This is a genomic window from Aliirhizobium smilacinae (assembly GCF_006335145.1).
GTDB lineage: Bacteria > Pseudomonadota > Alphaproteobacteria > Rhizobiales > Rhizobiaceae > Neorhizobium > Neorhizobium smilacinae.
This window is the reverse complement of the sequence record NZ_VDMN01000001.1, coordinates 2167895-2187626: the sequence shown is the minus strand read 5'-3', so window position 1 is coordinate 2187626 and position 19732 is coordinate 2167895. Positions and strand designations below refer to the sequence as shown.

General features: G+C 60.3%; 20 protein-coding genes. 7 read left to right on the top strand and 13 right to left on the bottom strand.

Annotated features, from left to right (window positions below):
- Window positions 1–3 precede the first annotated feature (3 nt).
- Genes ubiT through ubiV form a run of 3 tightly spaced genes read left to right on the top strand, consistent with a single transcriptional unit; the run spans window position 4 to window position 2440 of the window.
- Window positions 4–528 carry a ubiquinone anaerobic biosynthesis accessory factor UbiT gene (gene ubiT, locus FHP24_RS10730; protein WP_139676026.1) on the top strand — a complete coding sequence of 175 codons (525 nt, stop codon included), beginning with the start codon at window positions 4–6 and terminating at the stop codon, window positions 526–528.
- Window positions 519–1496 carry a ubiquinone anaerobic biosynthesis protein UbiU gene (gene ubiU, locus FHP24_RS10725; protein WP_139676025.1) on the top strand — a complete coding sequence of 326 codons (978 nt, stop codon included), beginning with the start codon at window positions 519–521 and terminating at the stop codon, window positions 1494–1496. Before ubiT ends, ubiU begins: the two co-directional genes overlap by 10 nt.
- 5 nt (window positions 1497–1501) lie before the next feature.
- Window positions 1502–2440: a ubiquinone anaerobic biosynthesis protein UbiV gene (ubiV, locus tag FHP24_RS10720; protein WP_180355944.1), complete on the top strand. Its 939-nt coding sequence runs from the start codon at window positions 1502–1504 to the stop codon at window positions 2438–2440.
- Between the two features lie 12 nt (window positions 2441–2452).
- Here ubiV and FHP24_RS10715 read toward each other — a convergent pair whose 3' ends face one another.
- Both FHP24_RS10715 and yghU read right to left on the bottom strand, forming a co-directional pair.
- Window positions 2453–2830: a hypothetical protein gene (locus tag FHP24_RS10715; RefSeq protein ID WP_139676024.1), complete on the bottom strand. Its 378-nt coding sequence runs from the start codon at window positions 2828–2830 to the stop codon at window positions 2453–2455.
- 12 nt (window positions 2831–2842) lie between these two features.
- A complete protein-coding gene (gene yghU / locus FHP24_RS10710) occupies window positions 2843–3748 on the bottom strand; it encodes a glutathione-dependent disulfide-bond oxidoreductase (RefSeq protein WP_139676023.1) in 906 nt (301 codons plus the stop codon).
- 307 nt (window positions 3749–4055) lie between these two features.
- On the opposite strand from yghU, the gene FHP24_RS10705 reads away from it, so the two are divergent.
- Window positions 4056–5093: an NAD(P)-dependent alcohol dehydrogenase gene (locus FHP24_RS10705; RefSeq protein WP_139676022.1), complete on the top strand. Its 1038-nt coding sequence runs from the start codon at window positions 4056–4058 to the stop codon at window positions 5091–5093.
- A 6-nt stretch (window positions 5094–5099) separates the two neighbouring features.
- Here the strand turns inward: FHP24_RS10705 and FHP24_RS10700 are convergent, their stop codons facing one another.
- Window positions 5100–5819 (bottom strand): ParA family protein, encoded by a 720-nt coding sequence (locus FHP24_RS10700; RefSeq protein ID WP_139676021.1) that lies wholly within the window; start codon window positions 5817–5819, stop codon window positions 5100–5102.
- Window positions 5820–6106: 287 nt separating this feature from the next.
- Window positions 6107–6715 carry a TetR/AcrR family transcriptional regulator gene (locus FHP24_RS10695; RefSeq protein WP_139676020.1) on the bottom strand — a complete coding sequence of 203 codons (609 nt, stop codon included), beginning with the start codon at window positions 6713–6715 and terminating at the stop codon, window positions 6107–6109.
- A 76-nt stretch (window positions 6716–6791) separates the two neighbouring features.
- Here FHP24_RS10695 and FHP24_RS10690 point away from each other — a divergent pair, with 76 nt between their 5' ends.
- A complete protein-coding gene (locus FHP24_RS10690) occupies window positions 6792–7706 on the top strand; it encodes an SDR family oxidoreductase (RefSeq protein WP_139676019.1) in 915 nt (304 codons plus the stop codon).
- A gap of 5 nt (window positions 7707–7711) precedes the next feature.
- Here FHP24_RS10690 and FHP24_RS10685 read toward each other — a convergent pair whose 3' ends face one another.
- The 9 genes from FHP24_RS10685 to FHP24_RS10645 all read right to left on the bottom strand — a co-directional run bounded on the left by FHP24_RS10685 (window position 7712) and on the right by FHP24_RS10645 (window position 17067).
- Entirely contained in the window at window positions 7712–8794 is a 1083-nt protein-coding gene (locus tag FHP24_RS10685; RefSeq protein WP_139676018.1) for a protein-glutamate methylesterase/protein-glutamine glutaminase, read from the bottom strand.
- Window positions 8795–8801: 7 nt separating this feature from the next.
- Window positions 8802–9674, bottom strand: a complete 873-nt coding sequence (locus FHP24_RS10680) for a CheR family methyltransferase (RefSeq protein WP_139676017.1) — start codon at window positions 9672–9674, stop codon at window positions 8802–8804.
- Window positions 9671–10177: a chemotaxis protein CheW gene (locus tag FHP24_RS10675; protein ID WP_139676016.1), complete on the bottom strand. Its 507-nt coding sequence runs from the start codon at window positions 10175–10177 to the stop codon at window positions 9671–9673. Before FHP24_RS10675 ends, FHP24_RS10680 begins: the two co-directional genes overlap by 4 nt.
- A gap of 3 nt (window positions 10178–10180) precedes the next feature.
- Entirely contained in the window at window positions 10181–11986 is a 1806-nt protein-coding gene (locus FHP24_RS10670; RefSeq protein WP_139676225.1) for a methyl-accepting chemotaxis protein, read from the bottom strand.
- Window positions 11987–12171: 185 nt separating this feature from the next.
- Complete coding sequence (locus FHP24_RS10665; protein WP_139676015.1) at window positions 12172–13854, bottom strand: methyl-accepting chemotaxis protein; 1683 nt, start codon at window positions 13852–13854, stop codon at window positions 12172–12174.
- A gap of 24 nt (window positions 13855–13878) precedes the next feature.
- Window positions 13879–14394, bottom strand: a complete 516-nt coding sequence (locus FHP24_RS10660) for a chemotaxis protein CheW (protein WP_139676014.1) — start codon at window positions 14392–14394, stop codon at window positions 13879–13881.
- Window positions 14391–16376 (bottom strand): chemotaxis protein CheA, encoded by a 1986-nt coding sequence (locus FHP24_RS10655; RefSeq protein WP_139676013.1) that lies wholly within the window; start codon window positions 16374–16376, stop codon window positions 14391–14393. Before FHP24_RS10655 ends, FHP24_RS10660 begins: the two co-directional genes overlap by 4 nt.
- On the bottom strand, window positions 16373–16741 hold the full coding sequence (locus tag FHP24_RS10650; protein WP_139676012.1) for a response regulator: 369 nt from the start codon (window positions 16739–16741) through the stop codon (window positions 16373–16375). The genes FHP24_RS10655 and FHP24_RS10650 overlap by 4 nt, the downstream gene beginning before the upstream one ends.
- Window positions 16738–17067: an STAS domain-containing protein gene (locus tag FHP24_RS10645; protein ID WP_139676011.1), complete on the bottom strand. Its 330-nt coding sequence runs from the start codon at window positions 17065–17067 to the stop codon at window positions 16738–16740. Before FHP24_RS10645 ends, FHP24_RS10650 begins: the two co-directional genes overlap by 4 nt.
- A gap of 359 nt (window positions 17068–17426) precedes the next feature.
- Here FHP24_RS10645 and FHP24_RS10640 point away from each other — a divergent pair, with 359 nt between their 5' ends.
- Both FHP24_RS10640 and rbfA read left to right on the top strand, forming a co-directional pair.
- Window positions 17427–19136 (top strand): hypothetical protein, encoded by a 1710-nt coding sequence (locus tag FHP24_RS10640; protein ID WP_139676010.1) that lies wholly within the window; start codon window positions 17427–17429, stop codon window positions 19134–19136.
- A 187-nt stretch (window positions 19137–19323) separates the two neighbouring features.
- On the top strand, window positions 19324–19731 hold the full coding sequence (rbfA, locus tag FHP24_RS10635) for a 30S ribosome-binding factor RbfA (protein ID WP_139676009.1): 408 nt from the start codon (window positions 19324–19326) through the stop codon (window positions 19729–19731).
- The last annotated feature ends 1 nt before the right edge of the window (window position 19732 follow it).

The following is a 19732-nucleotide window of genomic DNA, read 5'->3' as shown; positions in this document are numbered from 1 at the left end:
CCCATGCAGATACCACCTATTCTTTCCGCACCCCTGCACATGATCCCGATCCCGCTGATCGAGCGGATCTGCAGGCTTATGTTCGGCCGTATCGCCAAGGCTCATCCGGGTCTTTTCGAACGGCTGGACGAGCATCGGGAGAAACGCTTCGCCTTCCTGCCGACCGACCTTCCGCTGGCTTTCGTCGTCGTGCCGGGCAGGCAGGAGATTTCCGTGCTGCGCAAGCCGGTGGATGTCGTGGCGGATTGTGTGACCGAGGCCCCGCTTTTCCTGCTTCTGGCGCTGATGGAGGGACGTTGTGACGCAGATGCGCTGTTCTTTTCCCGCGATCTTTCGGTGACCGGCGACATGGAAGCGATGCTCGCCATGCGAAACGCGCTGGATGCCAGCAATATCGATCTGCAGAAGGACCTGGCGAAGCTTGCCGGTCCCTTCGCACCCATTGCGAGACGTGTCATCGGCGAGGTTCGTGACCGTGCGCTGAAGGATCAGATGAGGCCCGCAGGAGAAGCAGCAGCATGGAACTGATCTGCCCCGCAGGCACGCCGGCCGCTTTTCACGAGGCCGTCGATGCCGGTGCCGATGCCGTTTATTGCGGTTTTCGCGACGAGACCAATGCCCGCAATTTTCCGGGCCTCAACTTTTCCCGCGAGGAACTGAAGCAATCGATCGCCTATGCCAAAAGCCGGGGCACGCAGACCTTCGTGGCGCTCAACACCTTCATGCGCGCAGGCGCCGAAGAGATCTGGTACAAGGGCGCAGCCGATGCCGTGGCATCAGGCGCTGACGCCCTCATTCTGGCCGATTTCGGTCTGATGGCGCATGTGGCGGAACGGTATCCGCAGCAGCGGCTGCACGTTTCGGTCCAGGCGTCGGCGTCAAATCCGGATGCGATCAATTTCCTCGTCGATGCATTCAATGCCCAGCGTGTCGTTCTGCCACGCACATTGACGATCGCCGACATCGCGCGGATCGGCAAGAATATCCGCTGCGAAATGGAAGTCTTCGTGTTCGGCGGGCTCTGCGTCATGGCGGAAGGTCGCTGTTCGCTCTCTTCCTATGCGACCGGAAAATCGCCCAACATGAACGGCGTCTGTTCGCCGGCAAGCCATGTCCGTTACCGCAAGGATGGCGGCGAACTCGTCTCCGAACTCGGCGAATTCACCATCAACCGCTTTCCGGCCGGCGAAGCGGCGGGTTACCCGACCTTGTGCAAGGGGCGTTTCGATATTGCCGACAGCAATGGTTATGCCTTCGAAGACCCGGTCTCGCTGGACGTCATGGGCGAGCTGGAAGCGCTGAAGGCAGCCGGTGTGAAGGCTCTGAAGATCGAGGGCCGGCAGCGCGGCAAGGCCTATGTGGCCGAGGTTGTATCAACCATGAAGGCGGCTCTGAACAGCCCGCCGGAACGCCGCGCACCGCTTCTGGCGCGTCTGCGCAGCATGAGCGAAGGGCAGAAAACGACGTCCGGCGCCTATGAGAAACGCTGGAGATAAGCGTCATGACCGATATGAAGAAAACCAGCCTGACGCTCGGGCCGGTCTATTATCTCTGGGATGCGGAAAAGTGGCGGGATTTTCACTTCCGCATTGCCGACGAAGCACCCGTGGACCGAGTGGTGATCGGCGAAACCGTCTGTTCGAAACGCCAGCATTTCATCGAGCCGCATCTGGCCGACGTCGTCGAGCGCCTGGAAAGCGCCGGCAAGACGGTGATCCTGTCGACGCTGGCGCTGGTGACACTCAACCGCGAAGCCAAGCAGATCCGCGAAATGGCGGAGGTGAGCGAGCATCTGCTGGAGGCCAACGACCTGTCGGCGCTGGCGATCCTGAAGGACAAGCCGCACACGATCGGGCCGCTGGTCAATGTCTATAACGCGCCGACCGCAAGGCTGTTAGCAAGCCGCGGCGCAAGACGCATCTGCCTGCCGCCGGAATTGCCCTTCTCCTCGGTCCGGGAAATCGTTGCCGAGTTCCCGGACATCGATTTCGAGGTTTTTGCCTTCGGCCGCATGCCGCTGGCAATCTCGGCACGCTGCGCCCATGCCCGTTCCAAGGGCAAGATCAAGGACAATTGCCAGTTCGTCTGCCGCGAGGATCCGGATGGGCTGCCGGTAAAAACCCTGGATCGCCAGTCCTTCTTGGCGCTGAACGGCGTGCAGACGGTGTCGCATGCCTGCCAGTCGCTGCTGGGCGAACTGGATCATCTGGTCGAAGCGGGTGTGCGTTCGTTTCGTCTGTCGCCGCAGGATTGTGACATGGTGGCGGTGGCAAAGCTGCACCGTGCGGTTCTGGACGAAACGGTGGATGCGGATGCAGCCGTCGCAAAACTTCGGCAGCTTTATGCCGCAGCACCGCTGGCGAACGGTTTTCATCATGCAAAGGAAGGCGCCGCCTGGGTTGCGCGCACGCGCAGCCTGCAGGCGGCATGGCCGGCCTGACCTTTTCCCGGATCAGATTTCGAAGAAGTTTTCGAACGATTCCGGGAAATTCTCGCGGGCGAGTTTTTCATTGATGACGAGCATCGACTGATAGGACAGGGGATCGAATTCCTTGTCCGCCGGCAGCACCTCGCGGCCGAACAGAAGGCTGAGGCGAGCGGCATCGAGATTGCCGCGTTCGAACGGCTCATTGCCGAAATGGTGCCAGAGCGCATGCAGGAAGGCAGCATCGACCCGGTGTTCGGCCATTCCCGGACGTTTCCGCCGGGGAATGGCCTTGAGCGGTGTCACGCCTTTCGGATTGGCGCGACGGATGGTGAACTGAATCCCCGTGCTTGGCATCCCGCCCGGAAAACCGCGGTGTTTGGTCATTTCGGGCAGGTTTGCCATGTCGTGGTTCCTTTAAGTGTTTGCGACCTTGTCGACCGTCTTGGTGTCGAAATCGGAAGCGTCGTGACGCTCGCGTAGCTGCTCGGAAGGCTCGCCGGATGTCCGGTTGACCATACGTCCACGCTTCACTGCCGGCCGAGCTAAAACTTCTGCCGTCCAGCGTTGCAGGTTCCTATAGCTCTGAACGTCGAGGAAGTCACCGGCATCGCCGTAAGCCTGACCAAGTGCCAGATTGCCGTACCATGGCCAGATCGCCATGTCGGCAATCGTATATTCCTTGCCCGCCATGAACTGGTTGTCGGCAAGATGCCGATCAAGCACATCGAGCTGGCGCTTGACCTCCATCGCATAACGATCGATCGCATATTTGATCTTCATCGGCGCATAGGCATAGAAATGCCCGAAGCCGCCGCCAAGAAAGGGCGCCGAGCCCATCTGCCAGAACAGCCAGTTCAGGGTTTCGGCACGTGTCCGCAAGTCCGTGGGCAGGAAGGCGCCGAATTTTTCTGCCAGATAGGTCATGATCGAGGCGGATTCGAACAGACGCAGCGGCTTGCCGCCATCCTTCGGCGCATGGTCCATCAACGCCGGGATTTTCGAGTTGGGATTGATATCGACGAAGCCCGAACCGAACTGATCGCCCTGGCCGATATTGATCAGCCAGGCATCGTATTCGGCACCGGAATGTCCGGCCGCCAGAAGCTCCTCAAGCAGGATCGTGACTTTGACACCGTTCGGCGTGCCGAGCGAGTAAAGCTGAAGCGGATGTTTTCCGACCGGCAGTTCTTTCTCCTGCGTCGGGCCGGCGATCGGCCGATTGATATTGGCGAACTGGCCGCCATTGCCCTTTTCCCAGGTCCAGATCTTGGAGGGTTCGTAACCTGCGGGGAAATTGTCGGCGGGGGATTTATCGGTCATCGAAATCGGTCCTTGCTCATCGCGCCTTAAAAGCGGCTTGCGCCGGGATCAATATAGGGATTGGTCCGCGGCCTGCTACCACCGACCTTTATAAAGATGACGGCTGTCAGGCGAGGCGCGTTTTTTCATCCGGTGCGAGCGAATGAGCAAAAGTTTCTTCTGCGAAATATTTCTCATTTGTCACGCGACGCCCAGTCGCGCGGCGGCTTTTGCGCGGCTATGTATGTCAAGACTGGAATGAACACCCCATGGCCTGAGCTGCCGAAAAGGCAGCCGGGCTGTTCCGGACAATAGGGAAGGAAAACACATGCAGGCTCTTGTACTGGAGCAGAAAGGCAAGCTGGCGCTGCGGGAGATCGATCTTCCGCTGAATGTCGGCCCTGGCGACGTGAAGATCGAGATAGACACAGTCGGTGTCTGCGGCAGCGACGTGCATTATTACACCCACGGCGCGATCGGCCCTTATGTGCTGCGCGAACCGATGGTGCTGGGCCATGAGGCTGCCGGGATCGTTGTCGAAATCGGCGCCGAGGTGAAGAACCTCAAGGTCGGCGACCGGGTCTGCATGGAGCCGGGCATCCCCAACCTCTCGTCGCGCGCCTCAAAGCTTGGCCTCTACAATGTCGATCCGGACGTGCGTTTCTGGGCGACGCCGCCGATCCACGGCGTGCTGGCGCCCTATACCGTCCATCCGGCGGCCTTCACCTACAAACTGCCCGACAACGTGTCCTTCGAGGAAGGGGCGATGGTCGAGCCGTTTGCGATCGGCATGCAGGCCGCGACCCGCGCCAGGCTACAGCCGGGCGACGTGGCAGCCGTCATCGGTGCCGGCCCGATCGGCATCATGGTGGCGCTGGCGGCACTTGCCGGCGGTTGCGCCCGCGTCTTCATTTCGGACCTGAGCGCCGACAAACTGAAGATCGCCGCGCAATATCCCGGCATCATCCCGGTCAATATCCGCGAAAAAGCCTTTGCCGACGTGATTGCTGAAGAGACTCCCGGTTGGGGCGCTGATGTGGTGTTCGAGGCGAGCGGCAGCCCGAAGGCCTATCAGGGCATGTTCGATCTCGTGCGGCCGGGCGGTGCCTTCGTTCTCGTCGGCCTGCCCGTCGAGCCGGTGCCGTTCGACGTGGCGAGTGCAATCTCCAAGGAAGTGCGGATCGAGACCGTCTTCCGTTACGCCAACATTTTCGACCGGGCGCTGGAACTGATCGCCTCGGGCAAGGTCGATCTGAAGCCTCTGATCACCGGCACTTTCGATTTCAGCCAGTCGATCGCTGCCTTCGAACGCGCCGCCGCCGGACATGCGTCCGACGTCAAGCTGCAGATCAAGCTGAAGCCTTGAACCTGCTCAGGCCGCCTGCCAGAAACGGCGGGCGGTCGTGCTCTCTGCGATCGGCTTTGTGCCCCTGAGTGGCACGTGCCGCAGCATTTCGAGCGCAAACGCGCGAGCGTTCTGCCGGGCCTTGTCGAGATTGCTGATCCGGCCATCGTCCATCGTATGAAGCGTGCCGCCGAGATCGAAAATGTCACGGAAGGCCGCGCGTTCGATGATCGGGGTACCGAGCACCTCGACGCCGCGCTCGAGAAGCAGCATCTTGACCGCCAGCAGTGCGCGCGTCGTCACCATCGAGTTGACGCGGGTGAGCACGACCGAGTGTGGGACCTTGATGCCCGCCTTGTCATCGAGGAAACGCAGAAGTTCCAGCACATTGGCGCCGCCCTGGGCATCCATGGCGCAGCCCTGGATCGGGATCAGCACGTGGTCGGAAAGGCCGATCGCCTTGGCGAGCAGCGGGGTCTGGGCGCCGGGAAGATCGACGATGAAATAGTCCGTCGTGTAGCGGTTATCGGCAATATGCCGCTCGATCGATGCCTGCGTCACATAGGAAATCACGTTGAGATGCGGCAGAGCCGGCGAAAGCTGGTGCCAGCGCGAGATCCAGCGCTGCGGATCGGCATCGAGAACGGTGACGCGATAACCGACCTGCGCAAGCTCAGTTGCGAGCAGCAGCACCGCAGTCGTCTTGCCGGCGCCGCCTTTGGTGTTGGCGAAAGTGATGACGGGCATTCTAAGGGAACCTGTTCGGCTGCGAGCCGATGATGGTCATGGCTCTGACCGCACCCTCATGATGCGTGTGTTCCATTGTTGGTGAACATGGTTAATAGGCGATGAAGATCGGGCTGTGAGATTTTCGCCCCGGTTGGAATGAGCGGAGGTCGTCAGGCGTCCCAAACAGTCACTCCGTCGTAGCATTCAGCACTTTTTCAATGGCCGTACCAACGATAGAAATGCCATTGATAGCGTAAAGGCCGGTTCAGTAAGCTGGCATTCGGCGACGCGTCGAGACAATCGGATCAGATTTCCGTTCTAAGTGCTGTGAAGGTTTCTACGATCAGTGCCGTAAGGGGCCGTTTGCCACCGTCTTCGCGCCAGGCCTCCATTGCAAGGCGCATCGCGCCCATCGATGCCATGGCGACGAGACGCAGCGAGCTACGCTTGGCAGGATCGGGCCAGCGTCTGTATAAACTGGCGAGGAGTTCCTGCTCCTGTTGCATATAAGCCATTTGTTTTCGAGCCCGCAGACTTTCGCTGGAAAGCATCACTCTGTCGAGAATCATCATCTCGTCAGGAAGATAAGGAGCGCAGGCTTCCACGAAAGCGGCTTGAACGGCATCAAGAGGAGCCAGATCTGAAGCAGACTTTGCAACAGCATCGCAAACGATCTTAAAACCGCTGCTTTGCATCGAGAGCAGGATATCGTCTTTCGATTTGAAATAATAAAAGAAAGTGCGGCGCGAAATGCCTGCTGCGGCTGCGATGGCGTCCACCGTTGTCGTCTCGTAGCCGTTTGCAAGGAATAACTTCACCCCAGTTTCGATAAGGCGCTGCAGGGTTTCCTGTTTCTTCCGCTCGCGCAGGCCGCTTCCGCCATATTCCTGTTTTTCGATGTCGGGTGGCGACAATTTCGTGCCTCTTGAAAATTACACTCAGTGCAATTATAATTTTACACCAAGTGCGATTTTTAAGGAAGTTAGAAATATGGCGACGTGGAGCGTTTCGAATATTCCATCTCAAAAGGGACGGTCGATCGTTGTCACCGGAACCGGTGGCCTCGGTTACCAGGATGCTCTGGCACTGACGCGGACCGGCGCCGATGTGATTATTGCGGGCCGCAGCACCGATAAGGGTGAGGATGCTGTATCAAGTGTCAGGAGGGAGGTCCCCGGCGCCAGCATCCGCTTCGAAATGATCGATCTTGCGAGCCTTTCTTCGATTGCAGATTTCGGTATGCGACTGGCGCGCCAGCAGCAAAGGCTCGATATCCTGATCAACAATGCCGCTGTGATGATGCCGCCGAACCGACATGAGACATCGGATGGCTTTGAACTTCAGTTCGCTACAAATTATCTCGGCCATTTTGCGCTAACGGCGCAACTCATGCCCCTGCTGCGCAAGGGTGAGAACCCGCGCGTGGTTTCGCTTTCAAGTATCGCTGCCCGGTCCGGGATAATTGATCTCGATGATCTGCAGGCCAAACGGAACTACAGGCCGATGTCGGTCTACAGCCAGTCGAAGCTCGCTTGCCTGATGTTTGCCCTCGAATTGCAGCGGCGAAGCGACGCCGCGGGTTGGGGGCTGACCAGTATTGCCGCGCATCCCGGCATTTCGCGCACCAGCCTGCTCCACAACGCTCCCGGAAGGTTCAGTCCGATGGGCCTGGCGCGCTCACTGTTCTGGTTCCTGTTTCAGCCCTCGGCCCAAGGGGCGCTGCCGACGCTTTTTGCAGCAACCTCGCCGAATGCCAAGCCTGGTGGTTATTACGGCCCGGACAAGATGGGCGAGACCCGTGGGGCACCTGCACGTGCGAAAATGCCGTCGCAGGCTGAGGACAGGGAGGTCGCTGCCCGCCTGTGGGACAGGTCGATCCAATTGACGGGAGCGTCCTTCGGATAGGTGGCCTACCGCCGCCTATCCGCCGCCAATATCTCGCGCGCGATCTGGTCAAGCGACACGATGCGATCGACGCCGCCGTGGGCGATCGCTTCCTTCGGCATGCCGAACACGACCGAGCTTGCCTCGTCCTGCGCCACAGTAAACGCGCCGGCCTGGTGCATCTCGTTCATGCCGCGGGCGCCATCATCGCCCATGCCGGTCATGATCACGCCCATTGCATTGGAACCGGCCGACCGTGCGGCGGAGCGGAACAGTACGTCGACCGAAGGCCGGTGCCGGCTGACCAGCGGGCCTTCCCGAACGGAAACCTCGTAACGTGCGCCGCGGCGCTCCAAAAGCATGTGTTTGTCGCCAGGCGCGATCAGCACGTGGCCGCGTAGGACAGGATCGCCGTTGACGGCTTCCTTCACCTCGACTTCGCATAGGCTGTTCAGCCGTTTGGCGAAGGCGGCGGTGAATTTTTCCGGCATATGCTGGACGATGACCATGCCCGGCGAGTTCGCCGGCAGCGCTTCCAGCAATACGCGCAAGGCCTCGGTCCCTCCGGTTGATGCACCGACGCAGACGACCATTTCGGTGGTTTTCGCCATTGCGCCGATCTTCGGCGGCGGCAGCACGGCATCGGCCGTCAGTTTGCCCTGGACGGTCCGCTCCTTGAGGCGACTTGCCCGCAGTTTGGAAACGCTGGCGCGCGCTGCGCCCTTCACCGCCTGGCGGATCTGTTCGGCATGTTCGGCCAGATGGTCGGCCGCACCGATCTTCGGTTTGAGGATGACATCGACGGCACCCGCTTCCAGTGCCTGCATCAGCGTCTCCGAGCCGGATTCCGTCAGCGAAGAACACATGACCACGGGGATCGGATGCTGCACCATCAGCTTGCGCAGGAAAGTGATACCGTCCATCTGCGGCATCTCCACATCGAGCGTGATGACGTCCGGTATCTCGTCGCGCAGTTTCTTGGCGGCCATGAACGGGTCATTGGCGACCCCCATGATCTCGATATCCGGGTCTTCCGATAGCAGGGTCGAGAGCGTCTGCCTTACGCTCGCCGAGTCGTCGATGATCAGGACACGAATTTTCCCGCCCATGCTTTTCCTATATCCGCTTGAAGATTGTGTTGGCGACCTGCCGGATCGGCAGATCGAAGCCGCTGACGGTTTCCGAATGGCCGATGAACAGATAACCGCCGGGTGCCAGGTTGTTACAAAGCCGAGTCAGAACCTGCTGCTGGGTCTGCTTGTCAAAATAGATCAGCACGTTGCGGCAGAAGATGATGTGCATCGGATCGCCGATGGGATATTTCGCGTCCATCAGGTTCATACGGGCAAATCCGACCTTCTGGCGCAGCATCGGGGCAACCCGCATTTCCTGCCGGTGCGAGTTCGTTGCCCGCAGGACATACTTGCGCATCATCTCCGGCGGCACCGGTGCCATGATGTCCGAGGAATAGATACCCTTCTGCGCTTTCTGCAGCACGTCGGTGGAAAGGTCCGTCGCGAGGATGAAATAGTCCCTGTCCGACGCCTGCGACTGGACGAAATCGGACATCACCATGGCCAGCGTATAGGGCTCGGCACCCGTGGAGCAGGCGGAACTCCAGACCCGGATCCGGCGCCCGGAAAATTGCGTTACGATATCGCCAAGCGCCACATCCCGCATGTAGTCGAAATGTTTCGGTTCGCGGAAGAAGTCGGTCTTGTTGGTCGTGACCACGTCGATCAGGTAGATGGCCTCGCGTTCGATGCCACCCTGGTTGAAGAGGTAGTCGCAATAGTCGCCGAAGGTGGCGATGCCCGTGACCCGCAGCCGGCGACGGAGCCGGCCTTCGAGCATGGTTACCTTGTTCAGCGGCATCTTGATGCCGCTGTAGCTGTAGATGAATTTCGACAGTGCTTCGAAATCGCGCTTGCTGAGCCGGTCGTCCAGCGGCTGGGTCTTTACTGCTGCGTTCACGCCGGGTCCCGTCATGCGACCTGCGAGGCGGGCGCCGCCTGCGATGTGGGCGCAACGCCGGAAAGCGCCGGGCCCGTATCTGAAAACAGTCGGGCGAGATCGATGATGACGACGAAGCCGCCATCGCGCCGGACGACGCCGGCGATATAGTCGGATCGCCAGCGAATGCCGATATCGGGCGCATTCTCGATCTGCTCCGTGCGGAACGGCACGACTTCATAGACGCGGTCGGCGACGAGGCCGAGCGCCAGAACCTTGTCGCCGATCGGCACGTCGAGCACGAGCATACGCGTATGCGGCGTTCTGGCGGTCGGGCTCAAGCCGAGACGGATCCGAAGATCGATGATCGGCACGCCCTGTCCGCGCACGTCGCGCAGGCCGAGAAGGTAGTCTGGCCCGTGCGGGATCTTGAAGGCGTCCTCATGGTCGAGGATTTCCCGCACCACCTCGACAGGCACGGCGAAGAGTTCCTCGCCGAGACTGAAGGTTACGAACTGGGATTCGGATGATGCGGCCATGGTTTAAGCGCTTTCCCGGAAATCGGCGTCGTCGCTATCCGGCCCACCCATCGACATGTCGAGGGCAAAACCCTTGGCGCGCGCCTGTTGCGACTTGATGTTGTTGGCCGATGCCGAGGCGCTGGCCCGCGAAGCCTGCTGGGCAGGCTTATAGGCCGGTGCCCTTGCGGCCGGTGCCGCACGCTCGCGGGAGCTGCCCGTATCGACTTTGAAGAAGGCGATCGAAGCCTGCAGTTCCTCGGCCTGGGCAGCGAGTTCTTCCGAGGTCGAGGACATTTCTTCCGACGAGCCGGCGTTCTGCTGGGTGACCTTGTCGAGCTGCTGGATCGCTTCGTTGATCTGGGAAGCACCGATATCCTGCTCGCGGCAGGCGGCGGAGATTTCCGAAACCAGTTCGGCGGTCTTGTGGATCGCGGGCACCAGCTTGTTCAACATGTCGCCGGCTTCTGCGGCCGTCTGCACGGTTTCGCCGGAGAGCGAGCTGATTTCGGCAGCCGCTGCCTGCGAGCGCTCGGCAAGCTTGCGGACTTCCGAAGCGACGACGGCAAAACCCTTGCCGTGTTCGCCGGCACGCGCGGCCTCGACGGCGGCGTTGAGAGCCAGAAGGTCGGTCTGCCGGGCGATTTCCTGAACGATCGAGATCTTCTCTGCAATCGTGCGCATGGCGCCGACGGCACGGGCGACAGCTTCGCCGGATGCTTCTGCATCCTTGGAGGACTGGCGGGCGATCTTTTCCGTCTGGGCAGCGTTATCGGCATTCTGCTTGATGTTGGCGGCCATCTGCTCCATCGAAGCCGAGGCTTCTTCGGCAGACGATGCCTGTTCGGTTGCGCCCTGCGACAGCTGTTCGGAGCTGGAGGAAAGTTCCTGGCTACCCGAAGATACGTTGTCGGCAGCAGCAAGAGCGTCCGCCACGACGCCGCGAAGGCGCTGTACCATGCTTTCGAGTGCGATGCCGAGCGTATCCTTGTCGGAGAGCGGCTTCGGCGTCACGGTCAGGTTACCATTGGCAATCTGGTCGGCGATATCGGCGGTGTTGCGCAGATTTGCGGTCATCAGATTGATGATGTTGACCAGATCGCGAATTTCGTCGTTGGATTTGATCTGCACATTCTGATTGAGATCGCCGATCGCGACGGCTTCGGCAACGCCCATGATCTTGCGCAGGCCACTGCTGATTCCGAGTGCGATCCAGAGAGCTGCGACGACTGCGATGAGGAGGGCGATCGCTGCAAGGCCGACGATGAAGTTCCGGGTCGTCGTATACTGTTCGTTGGTGTCGGCATCGGCTTTCTGCATGGCTTCCCGGCTCGCATCCGCGCGAGCATTTGCCAGCTCCTCGATCGCATCGACCGTGGTGCGGCCTTCGGTCGTTGCCAGCCGGACTGCTTCCGAACCGTTTCCGGATTTCGCCAACTCGCGGATCTTGTCGTCGATCGCAAACAGCTTGTCACCGAGATCGCCGACATCCTGCCAGGACTTGCGGCCCTGGTCCGATGTCGCGGCCGAAATCAGCCATGCGATCTCGTCCTTGAACTTCTGGCGGTTCGTGTCGCTGGCCTTGATATAGTTGTCTACGTCAGCCGAATTGGTGGCCGTGGCCATATTCATCTGGGCGCGGACGATCCGCAGCTGCAATGCACCGACATTCTGCGCGTGCTCAAGCCGCTTGGCAGGCCCAGCGATGAGGTCGGAGACGGCTGTATTGAGGTTGGAGAGGCTGAAGATGCCGTAGCCGGCGGTCAATGCCAGAAGGACGATCATCAGTCCGAAAGACAAGGCCAGCTTAAGTTTGATGGTGAAACGCAAGGTCATACCCCGATATGCATGGATGGCGACGTGAAGCCTTCACTCTGGATGGTGAAAGCCGAATGGATAGGTATTCGGGCAAGGCATTCGCCCCGGGACCTGATTGAGAACCGGTCTGACGTCGTCGCATACACACGGCGGCGGTGGTTCGGGCCGCTGAACGCGGTCCGAACCAGCTATTTGTTTCAGGCGCTTTCGCGGAAGTGCTGGTCGTCCGCGTCCGGACCGCCCATCGACATGTCGAGTGCAAAGCCCTTGGCCTTGGCCTGCTGTGCATGAACGGAATGGGCGGCGTGGGCAGGGGCTCTGTAGGCAGGCTTTGCCGTAGCGCGCGGGGCGGGGGCGGCAGCCCGTCTGGGCGCAGGCTTCGCGCCGGCCTGATCGACCCGGAAGAAGGCGATCGAAGCCTGCAATTCCTCGGCCTGGGAGGCGAGTTCCTCGGAGGTTGCCGACATCTCTTCCGATGCACCGGCATTCTGCTGGGTCACCTTGTCTAGCTGCTGGATCGCTTCGTTGATCTGGCTGGCGCCGATATCCTGTTCGCGGCAGGCGGCAGAGATCTCCGAGACCAGTTCGGCGGTCTTCTGGATGTCCGGCACGAGCTTGTTCAGCATTTCGCCGGCTTCGGTAGCAACCTGTACGGTATCACCGGAAAGCGCGCTGATTTCGGCGGCAGCCGCCTGGCTGCGTTCGGCAAGCTTGCGCACTTCGGACGCGACGACGGCAAAGCCCTTGCCATGTTCGCCGGCACGCGCTGCCTCGACGGCGGCGTTGAGTGCCAGAAGGTCGGTCTGGCGGGCAATTTCCTGAACGATCGAGATCTTTTCGGCGATCGTCCGCATCGCACTGACGGCACGGTTGACCGCCTGGCCGGAAAGCTCGGCGTCCTTGGAGGACTGGCGGGCTATCTTTTCCGTCTGGGCGGCGTTGTCGGCATTCTGCTTGATATTGGAAGCCATCTCTTCCATCGAGGCGGAAGCCTCTTCGGCCGAGGATGCCTGTTCGGTCGCACCCTGCGAGAGCTGTTCCGAGCTTGCCGAAAGCTCCTGGCTGCCGGATGAAACATTGTCGGAGGCCGACAGCGCATCGCCGACGACGCCGCGCAGCCGCTCGATCATGGTGTTGACGTAACCCAGCAGGTCACCGATCTCATCCTTGCTGGAAATCGTGGCAAAGCGTGTGAGGTCGCCTTCGGCAACATTCTGTACGGCACTGACTGCATTGCGCAGCCCCTTGCTGATGCTCATCGCGATCCACAGGGCGGCAAGGGCGGCGATCAGAAGGGCCGAAGCGGCAACCGCGATCATGATCGTGCGGGTCTGGGCGTAGTCGACATCGGCCTGTTCGTCAGCGGCCTGAAGCCGGCTATCTTCGAGCTTGATGACTTCTTCCAGCAGGGCGTCGATCTCGTTGATGATCACGCGTGCCTCGTTGCTGGAAATCTGATTGGCGCCGACCGAATCCCCTGCGAGCATGAGCGCGCGGATGCGATCATCCTGCTTGCGGAATTCGGTAGTCATGCCGGAAAGCTTGTCCCAGTAGACTTTGCCCTGCTCCGTCGCGCGCGCCTGGACCATCTTGAGGGTCTCGTCGAAAGCCGCCCGTGCGGTGTCGTTGCTTTCGATATAGCGGCGCATGTCGGCCTGATTGGAGGCAAGCAGGAGGTTCTTCTGCTGGCGCAGCTGCTGCAGCTGTTCGGCATTGAGCGTTTGCGTCAGCTTAAGGCGCGTCGCCGGTCCCTGGATCACCTGCTCCAGAGTGTCATTGAGATTGCTGAGGCTGAAGACGCCGTAACCGGCGGTCACAATCAGCATCAGGATTATGAAGCCGAAGGCCGAAGCGAGCTTTAGCTTGATCGAGGCACGCATATATTTATCTCCGTCAAAATATGATCAACCGTGGGTCGACGCGGTTGCGGAATGCTCGTGTCTGGCCGAAAAGATGACCTGCAGATTGGGAAGAATGATGAATTCGCTTCCCCGCTTGACCAGGCAGTTGATGAAATCCGGACGCCAGCGCATGCCAACACTTGGCGGCGGTTCGTTGGCGGATTGCAGAAGTGTCGTGACTTCGTTCACCTTGTCGGTGCGGATCCCGGCAAGTACCGGCTCTCCATCAATCTCGATGACGATGACGATGATGCGGCTGTCGATCGTCGGCTTCGTCGCTTCCATGCCGAAGGCAAGCCTTATATCGGCGAGCGGAATAACCTTGCCGCGGAAATTGATGACGCTGCCGACAAAGGCCTTGGCGCCCGGAACACTGGTTTCCGGCAAGAGATCGAGAATCTCCTGAACGATAAAGGCTTCAAGCGCGAAGGTTTCGCCGGCAATCTCGAAGGTCAGGACCTCGAGTTCGTCACGTCCTTGCCACAGGTCTTCCGAGAGTTTTCTGACCACTTGGTTCATCCGGCTGCGCGCAGATGCGCCTCCTGCTGCTGGCCCTCGGCGACGAGGTGGCCGACATCGAGAATAAGGGCGACATCGCCGTCGCCGAGAATGGTGGCGCCCGAGAAAGTCGCCACGTCATGGTGAAGTTTCGACATGCCCTTGATCACCGTCTGGTGGTCGCCAATGATCTGGTCGACGACGAGGCCGACGCGTTCCGAACCGGTCGAGATCACCACCACCTTCTGGAACTGATCGGGCTTGGTGCCGGTGCGGAAGAGGTCCCGCAGGCGAAGGAAGGGCACGAGGCTGTCGCGCAGCGAGATGAAGCTGCGACCGCGCGAACGCATGTCTTCCTCGACCGAAAGTTCGAGGCATTCCTCGACAGCCGAAAGCGGGATGACGTAGCGCGCATTGCCGACACGCACGAGCAGGCCGTCGATGATGGCGAGCGTCAGCGGGATGGCCAGCGAGATTTCCGAACCTTCACCCGGACGGCTGACGACGTTGATCGTGCCGCGTAGCGCGTCGATCGTCCGCTTCACCACATCCATGCCGACGCCGCGGCCGGACAGATTGGTGACTTCGCTTGCCGTGGAAAAGCCCGGCTGGAAGATCAACTGGTAGAGTTCCTGGTCGGTAAGGCTGGCATTTGCGGCGATCAGGCCGGAGGATTCCGCCTTGGCGCGAACCCGATCCTTGTTGATGCCACGACCGTCATCCTTGATCGTGATGATAACTTCGCCGGCCTGCTGGCGGGCCGAAAGGTGGATATGGCCGGCTTCGGTTTTGCCGGTCGCCAGGCGTTCATCTGCCGTTTCCAGACCATGGTCGCAGGAATTGCGCACAAGATGGACGAGGGGGTCGGCGAGGCGTTCGATGACGCTCTTGTCGACTTCCGTCGTTTCACCCTCGGTGATCAGTTCTATTCTCTTGCCGGTTTCGTTGGCGAGATCGTGCACCAGCCGGCGGAAGCGGCTGAACAGATGTGTGACCGGCACCATGCGCAGGACCATCATCGTGTCGCGCAGCTCGCCGGAAAGGCGTTCGACGTCTTCGGAAACGGCGCGCAGCGTGAGATCGCCGCTGCCGCCCGCCAGCTGAGACAGCCGCGACTGGGCGATTACAAGCTCGCCGACCCTGTCCATCAACTCGTCGAGCTTTTCGGCGGGAACGCGGACGTTTTCATTCGCCTTGGCAGTTTTGGCATCGACCGGCGCTGGCGCCGATGCTGCGGCGGCCGATACGACTGCCGCGGCCGCAACGGGCGCTGCTGCGACGGATGCAGGTGCGATGACGGCAGGCGCTTGTGCCTGAGCTGCGATCTCTTCGACCGTAAGTTCCATGTCGTCCATCACGAAGATGAACACGTCGTCGATCGCCGATCGCGGCTCGGCTGTCAGAAGCTCGACATCCCAGGAGATGTGCAAGTCGGTCGGAACGAGCTCGTCGAGCGAGGGGATACCCGAACGGTCGGCGACGATGCGGCAGGTGCCGAGATCGCGCAATTCATCGAGCAGCGGCAGCGGATTGGTGCCGTTTGCCATGGCGTTCTGGGGCAGGCTGAAACGGATCTTGTAGAGCGTCTGGGCCGGAGGCGCTGCCGCAGGCGCTGTGGCGGCATCACCACCACCATCGACGGCGCGGCGCAGATTGACGAGCAGCGCTTCGCTCATCGCCTCATGGTCGCCGGACGGTGTTTCCACCAGCGCCCGCATGTGATCCTTGGCTTCGAGAACGGCGGTCACGAGGGCATGGGTTGCCGGAACCTCGCCCTTGCGCACCCGGTCGAAGGCCGTTTCGCAATGGTGGGTGAAGGCAGCAAGCGCCTCGAAGCCGAACATGGCGCCGGAGCCCTTGAGCGTGTGGAGGCCGCGGAAAACCGCGTCGACCTGATCCTTGTCGCCGAGATTCACATTGAGATCGAGAAGCCCCGCTTCGATCTGTTCCAGAAGCTCGGCCGCTTCTGTCCTGAATACTGCGATAGGATCAGGGAAACTCATTTGCCGAGCACCTTCTTGACGATCTTCACCAGGCTTTCCGGGTCGAAGGGTTTGGTCAGCCAGCCGGTCGCGCCGGCGGCCTTGGCCTGCTGCTTGATCTCACCATCTGATTCGGTGGTGAGGAAGATCACCGGAACGCCCGTGTGTGCCGTTAGTTTCCGCAATTCGCGGATCATCGTCAGGCCGTCCATGTTGGGCATGTTGAGGTCGGTGACGACCAAATCGAACTGTCCGGCATTGAGCTTGGCGATGCCATCGACGCCATCGACGGCCTCCGTGACCTGATAGCCGGCATTGGAAAGCGCGACCCTCGTCGTCAGGCGAATGCTCGCCGAATCGTCGACGGTCAGGATGTTGGCACTCATTGAATTTTCCCTTGATGAAGCCAGAATTTCGCGTCGTCGTCCGACATGCCTTCCAGAAAACCGCTTCTGCGGAGCGTTTCGAGAAGCGCACCGCTTGCCGGCTGCGCAAGCGTGATCTGCTTGCCGGCCGTACTGGCGTAAACGCGGGCCGCCTCGATGATCTGGATGAAGCTGATGTCGACCTGCACCTCATCCGCCAGCTCGATCGTGGCGGTCTCGTGTGCGTCGATGAATGTCAGCATGTCCTCGCGCACCGGGATGATCGCCCGGACCGTCAGGTTTTCAGGCAAGCGGAGGCATGCTTCGTTTTGGCCTGCAATATTCATACCTGCTCCAAAAGCCTTAGAATATGCTGAAATAGCCTGCCAAATTTGGGCCATCATGCTTAATCAGAGGTTAATTGGCGCCAGTGAGTTTTCATGTGCATTAGTCATCATTCGCATTTAGATCATATTCATATCTTCTGAAAATTAACCACGAGCGCCGAAACCGGCGGGCTGTTTCGACCCGGTTAACTGTCGCCGACGCAGATTGTCCGCATGTGAGGACGACCCGTGCCCAGAACCGGCTTTTCCGGCTGGCGGAGAGTTGTCCCATAATGAACAGGGCAAATCGTTGCCGATAAGGACTCAAGAGTCCCGGCAGAGCGTAAAGGGTGGCCGAAGTGGCAGTTGCGGCAGTTTTGGTGAATAGGACCGAGCTTTTTGAAGGTCTGGCCCCGGTTTCGGGCCTCGTGGAGCGGATGGAGACGGCACGAGTTCGTCTGGAAGAGCGTTTCCTCGACGGTGGTGCGGCACTTCTTTCCGTTCTGGACGTCCTCAACAAGCTGACCGGATCACTCGACCAGATCACCGGATCGCTCGACGAGGAAACCGCAGCCAAGACCATGGCCGAACTGCAGCAAACGGTTGGCCGGCTTTCCGAACTCAGCAAGATCGAAACCGCGCGCCAGGCGGGTTTTGTCGATATCTCGGGGGCGGAACGCAATCTTCGTCCGCATGTGGCCGACATGCAGGAAACCATGCGTTATCTGCGCACGTTCGCGGTGACGGCCAAGATCACCGGGGCAGGCATTGATGATTTTGCCGGATTTGCCGAAGAGATTCTCGAACGCATCCACACCGGCACAAGGCAGGTGAACGAGTTCGGCGACCAGCTGAAGTCTCTCGGCTCCGGTCTGGGTTCCGTCATGGAACGCGGCGCGACCACCATTCAGCGATATGAAGCGACCATTCCCGACATCGTTACGGGTCTTTCGACGGGCGGTGCCGAAATCAGCACGCAGCAGAAAGTGCTTGTCGAGCGGGCGGCACGGGTTCGCAAGATTGCGGCCGGCATTCAGGGCAAGCTGGCTTCCGTTCTGTCGGCGATGCAGATCGGCGACATCACCCGCCAGCGTATCGAACATTGCCAGAGTTCGCTATCACTCATGGAAAGCTATGTTGAAACCGAGGCGGCAACGCTGACGGCGGAAGACAGGGCAAATCTGTCATCGATCATCACCAACCTCGTCGCTCTGCAGCTCAGCCAGTCGATCGACGATTTCGACCGCGACACGGCAAAGATCGTCAAGACCGTCGCGAGCTTTCGTTCGGACCTCGCCGAGATCGATAGCCTGCGCCGGGTGATGACCGAAAGTGGCGGCGACAACGCGATGCGCCGCCTGGAAGGCAATGTCGGCGTGGCCCGCGAAGCGGTAAGCGAGATCGAAGCCGTCGCGCTGGAGGCGGGCGAACTCAGCCGCTCGACCGGAACCACGGTTCGCGAACTCATCAATGGCGTCGGGTTGCTGCAGTTGGTGCGCACCGACATCCATTATATGGCATTGAACACCAATCTTCGCTGCGGCAAGATCGGAGAGCACGGCAAGGCGCTCAACGTCGTCACGGCAGAATTGCGCAATTTCGCAGCGCGGCTGGATGAAACCGCAGAGAACGTGCTGGTCGAGCTGAAAACCCTGGAAACGGCCTCGGACAAGCTCGATATCGGCCATGATGATGGCGGTCAGGAACTGCTGGACGATCGTTTGGCCAGGGCAATGCAGAATATCCGCGCCGTCGGCGACCGGATGGATAGCGAGATGGATGCGCTGAGCGAGCAGAGCGGTGTCGCCATCGATCAGATGGAGAATTGCCTTTCGCGTCTCGATTTTCAGGCCGAACTCGGCGAAGTCCTGCGCAGCTGCGCCGATGAAATCTCTATGGTCGAAATTGCCGAGCCGTCAGCCGGGCTGGAGCCGGCGCTGGCCGATCTTGGCGGTCGCATCGCCCGGCTTTATACGATGGTCTCCGAACGCGAGCTGCATGCAGCCATTCTGGGAACCGCACCTCCGGCCGAGACGGCGGTGGTTGCTGCCGTGATGAGCGACGATGACATCGACGACGCCCTGTTCTGATAGGGCATACGGCCCTCATTTCTGAAGATCGGAGCCTGCATCCTGCAGAGCCAGGGCGTGATTTATCGACACCTGCGCCTTGACCTTTGGCCGGCTGTGGGTCATTTGACGCCCCTTGATTGAAAAGGCGCCCTGGGGTCTCACCCTGGCGGGACGAACCCCGGCGGCGTTAGCAAAGAGATTAAACATGGCAAAGGCTACTTCTTCGGCGCCCTCCCAGCGCATGCTTCGTGTTGGCGAGCAGGTTCGCGCCGCCATCACCCAGGTTCTGCAGCGCGGCGAAGTGCGCGACGACCTGATCGAAAAGACGGTGATCTCAGTGTCGGAAGTGCGTATGTCGCCCGACCTGAAGATCGCGACTGCCTATGTGACGCCGCTTGGACTGCCCGATCATCAGGCAGTGATCGATACTCTCAACCGTCATGCAAAATATATCCGCGGCCGGCTCGGCGGTCCGCTGAAGCAGATGAAATACATGCCGGAAGTCCGCTTCCGCGATGACACGAGCTTCGACAACTACAAGAAGATCGACGAACTGCTTCGTTCGCCGGAGGTCCAGAGGGATCTCGGCGAGACGAAGGGCGACGACGAATAAC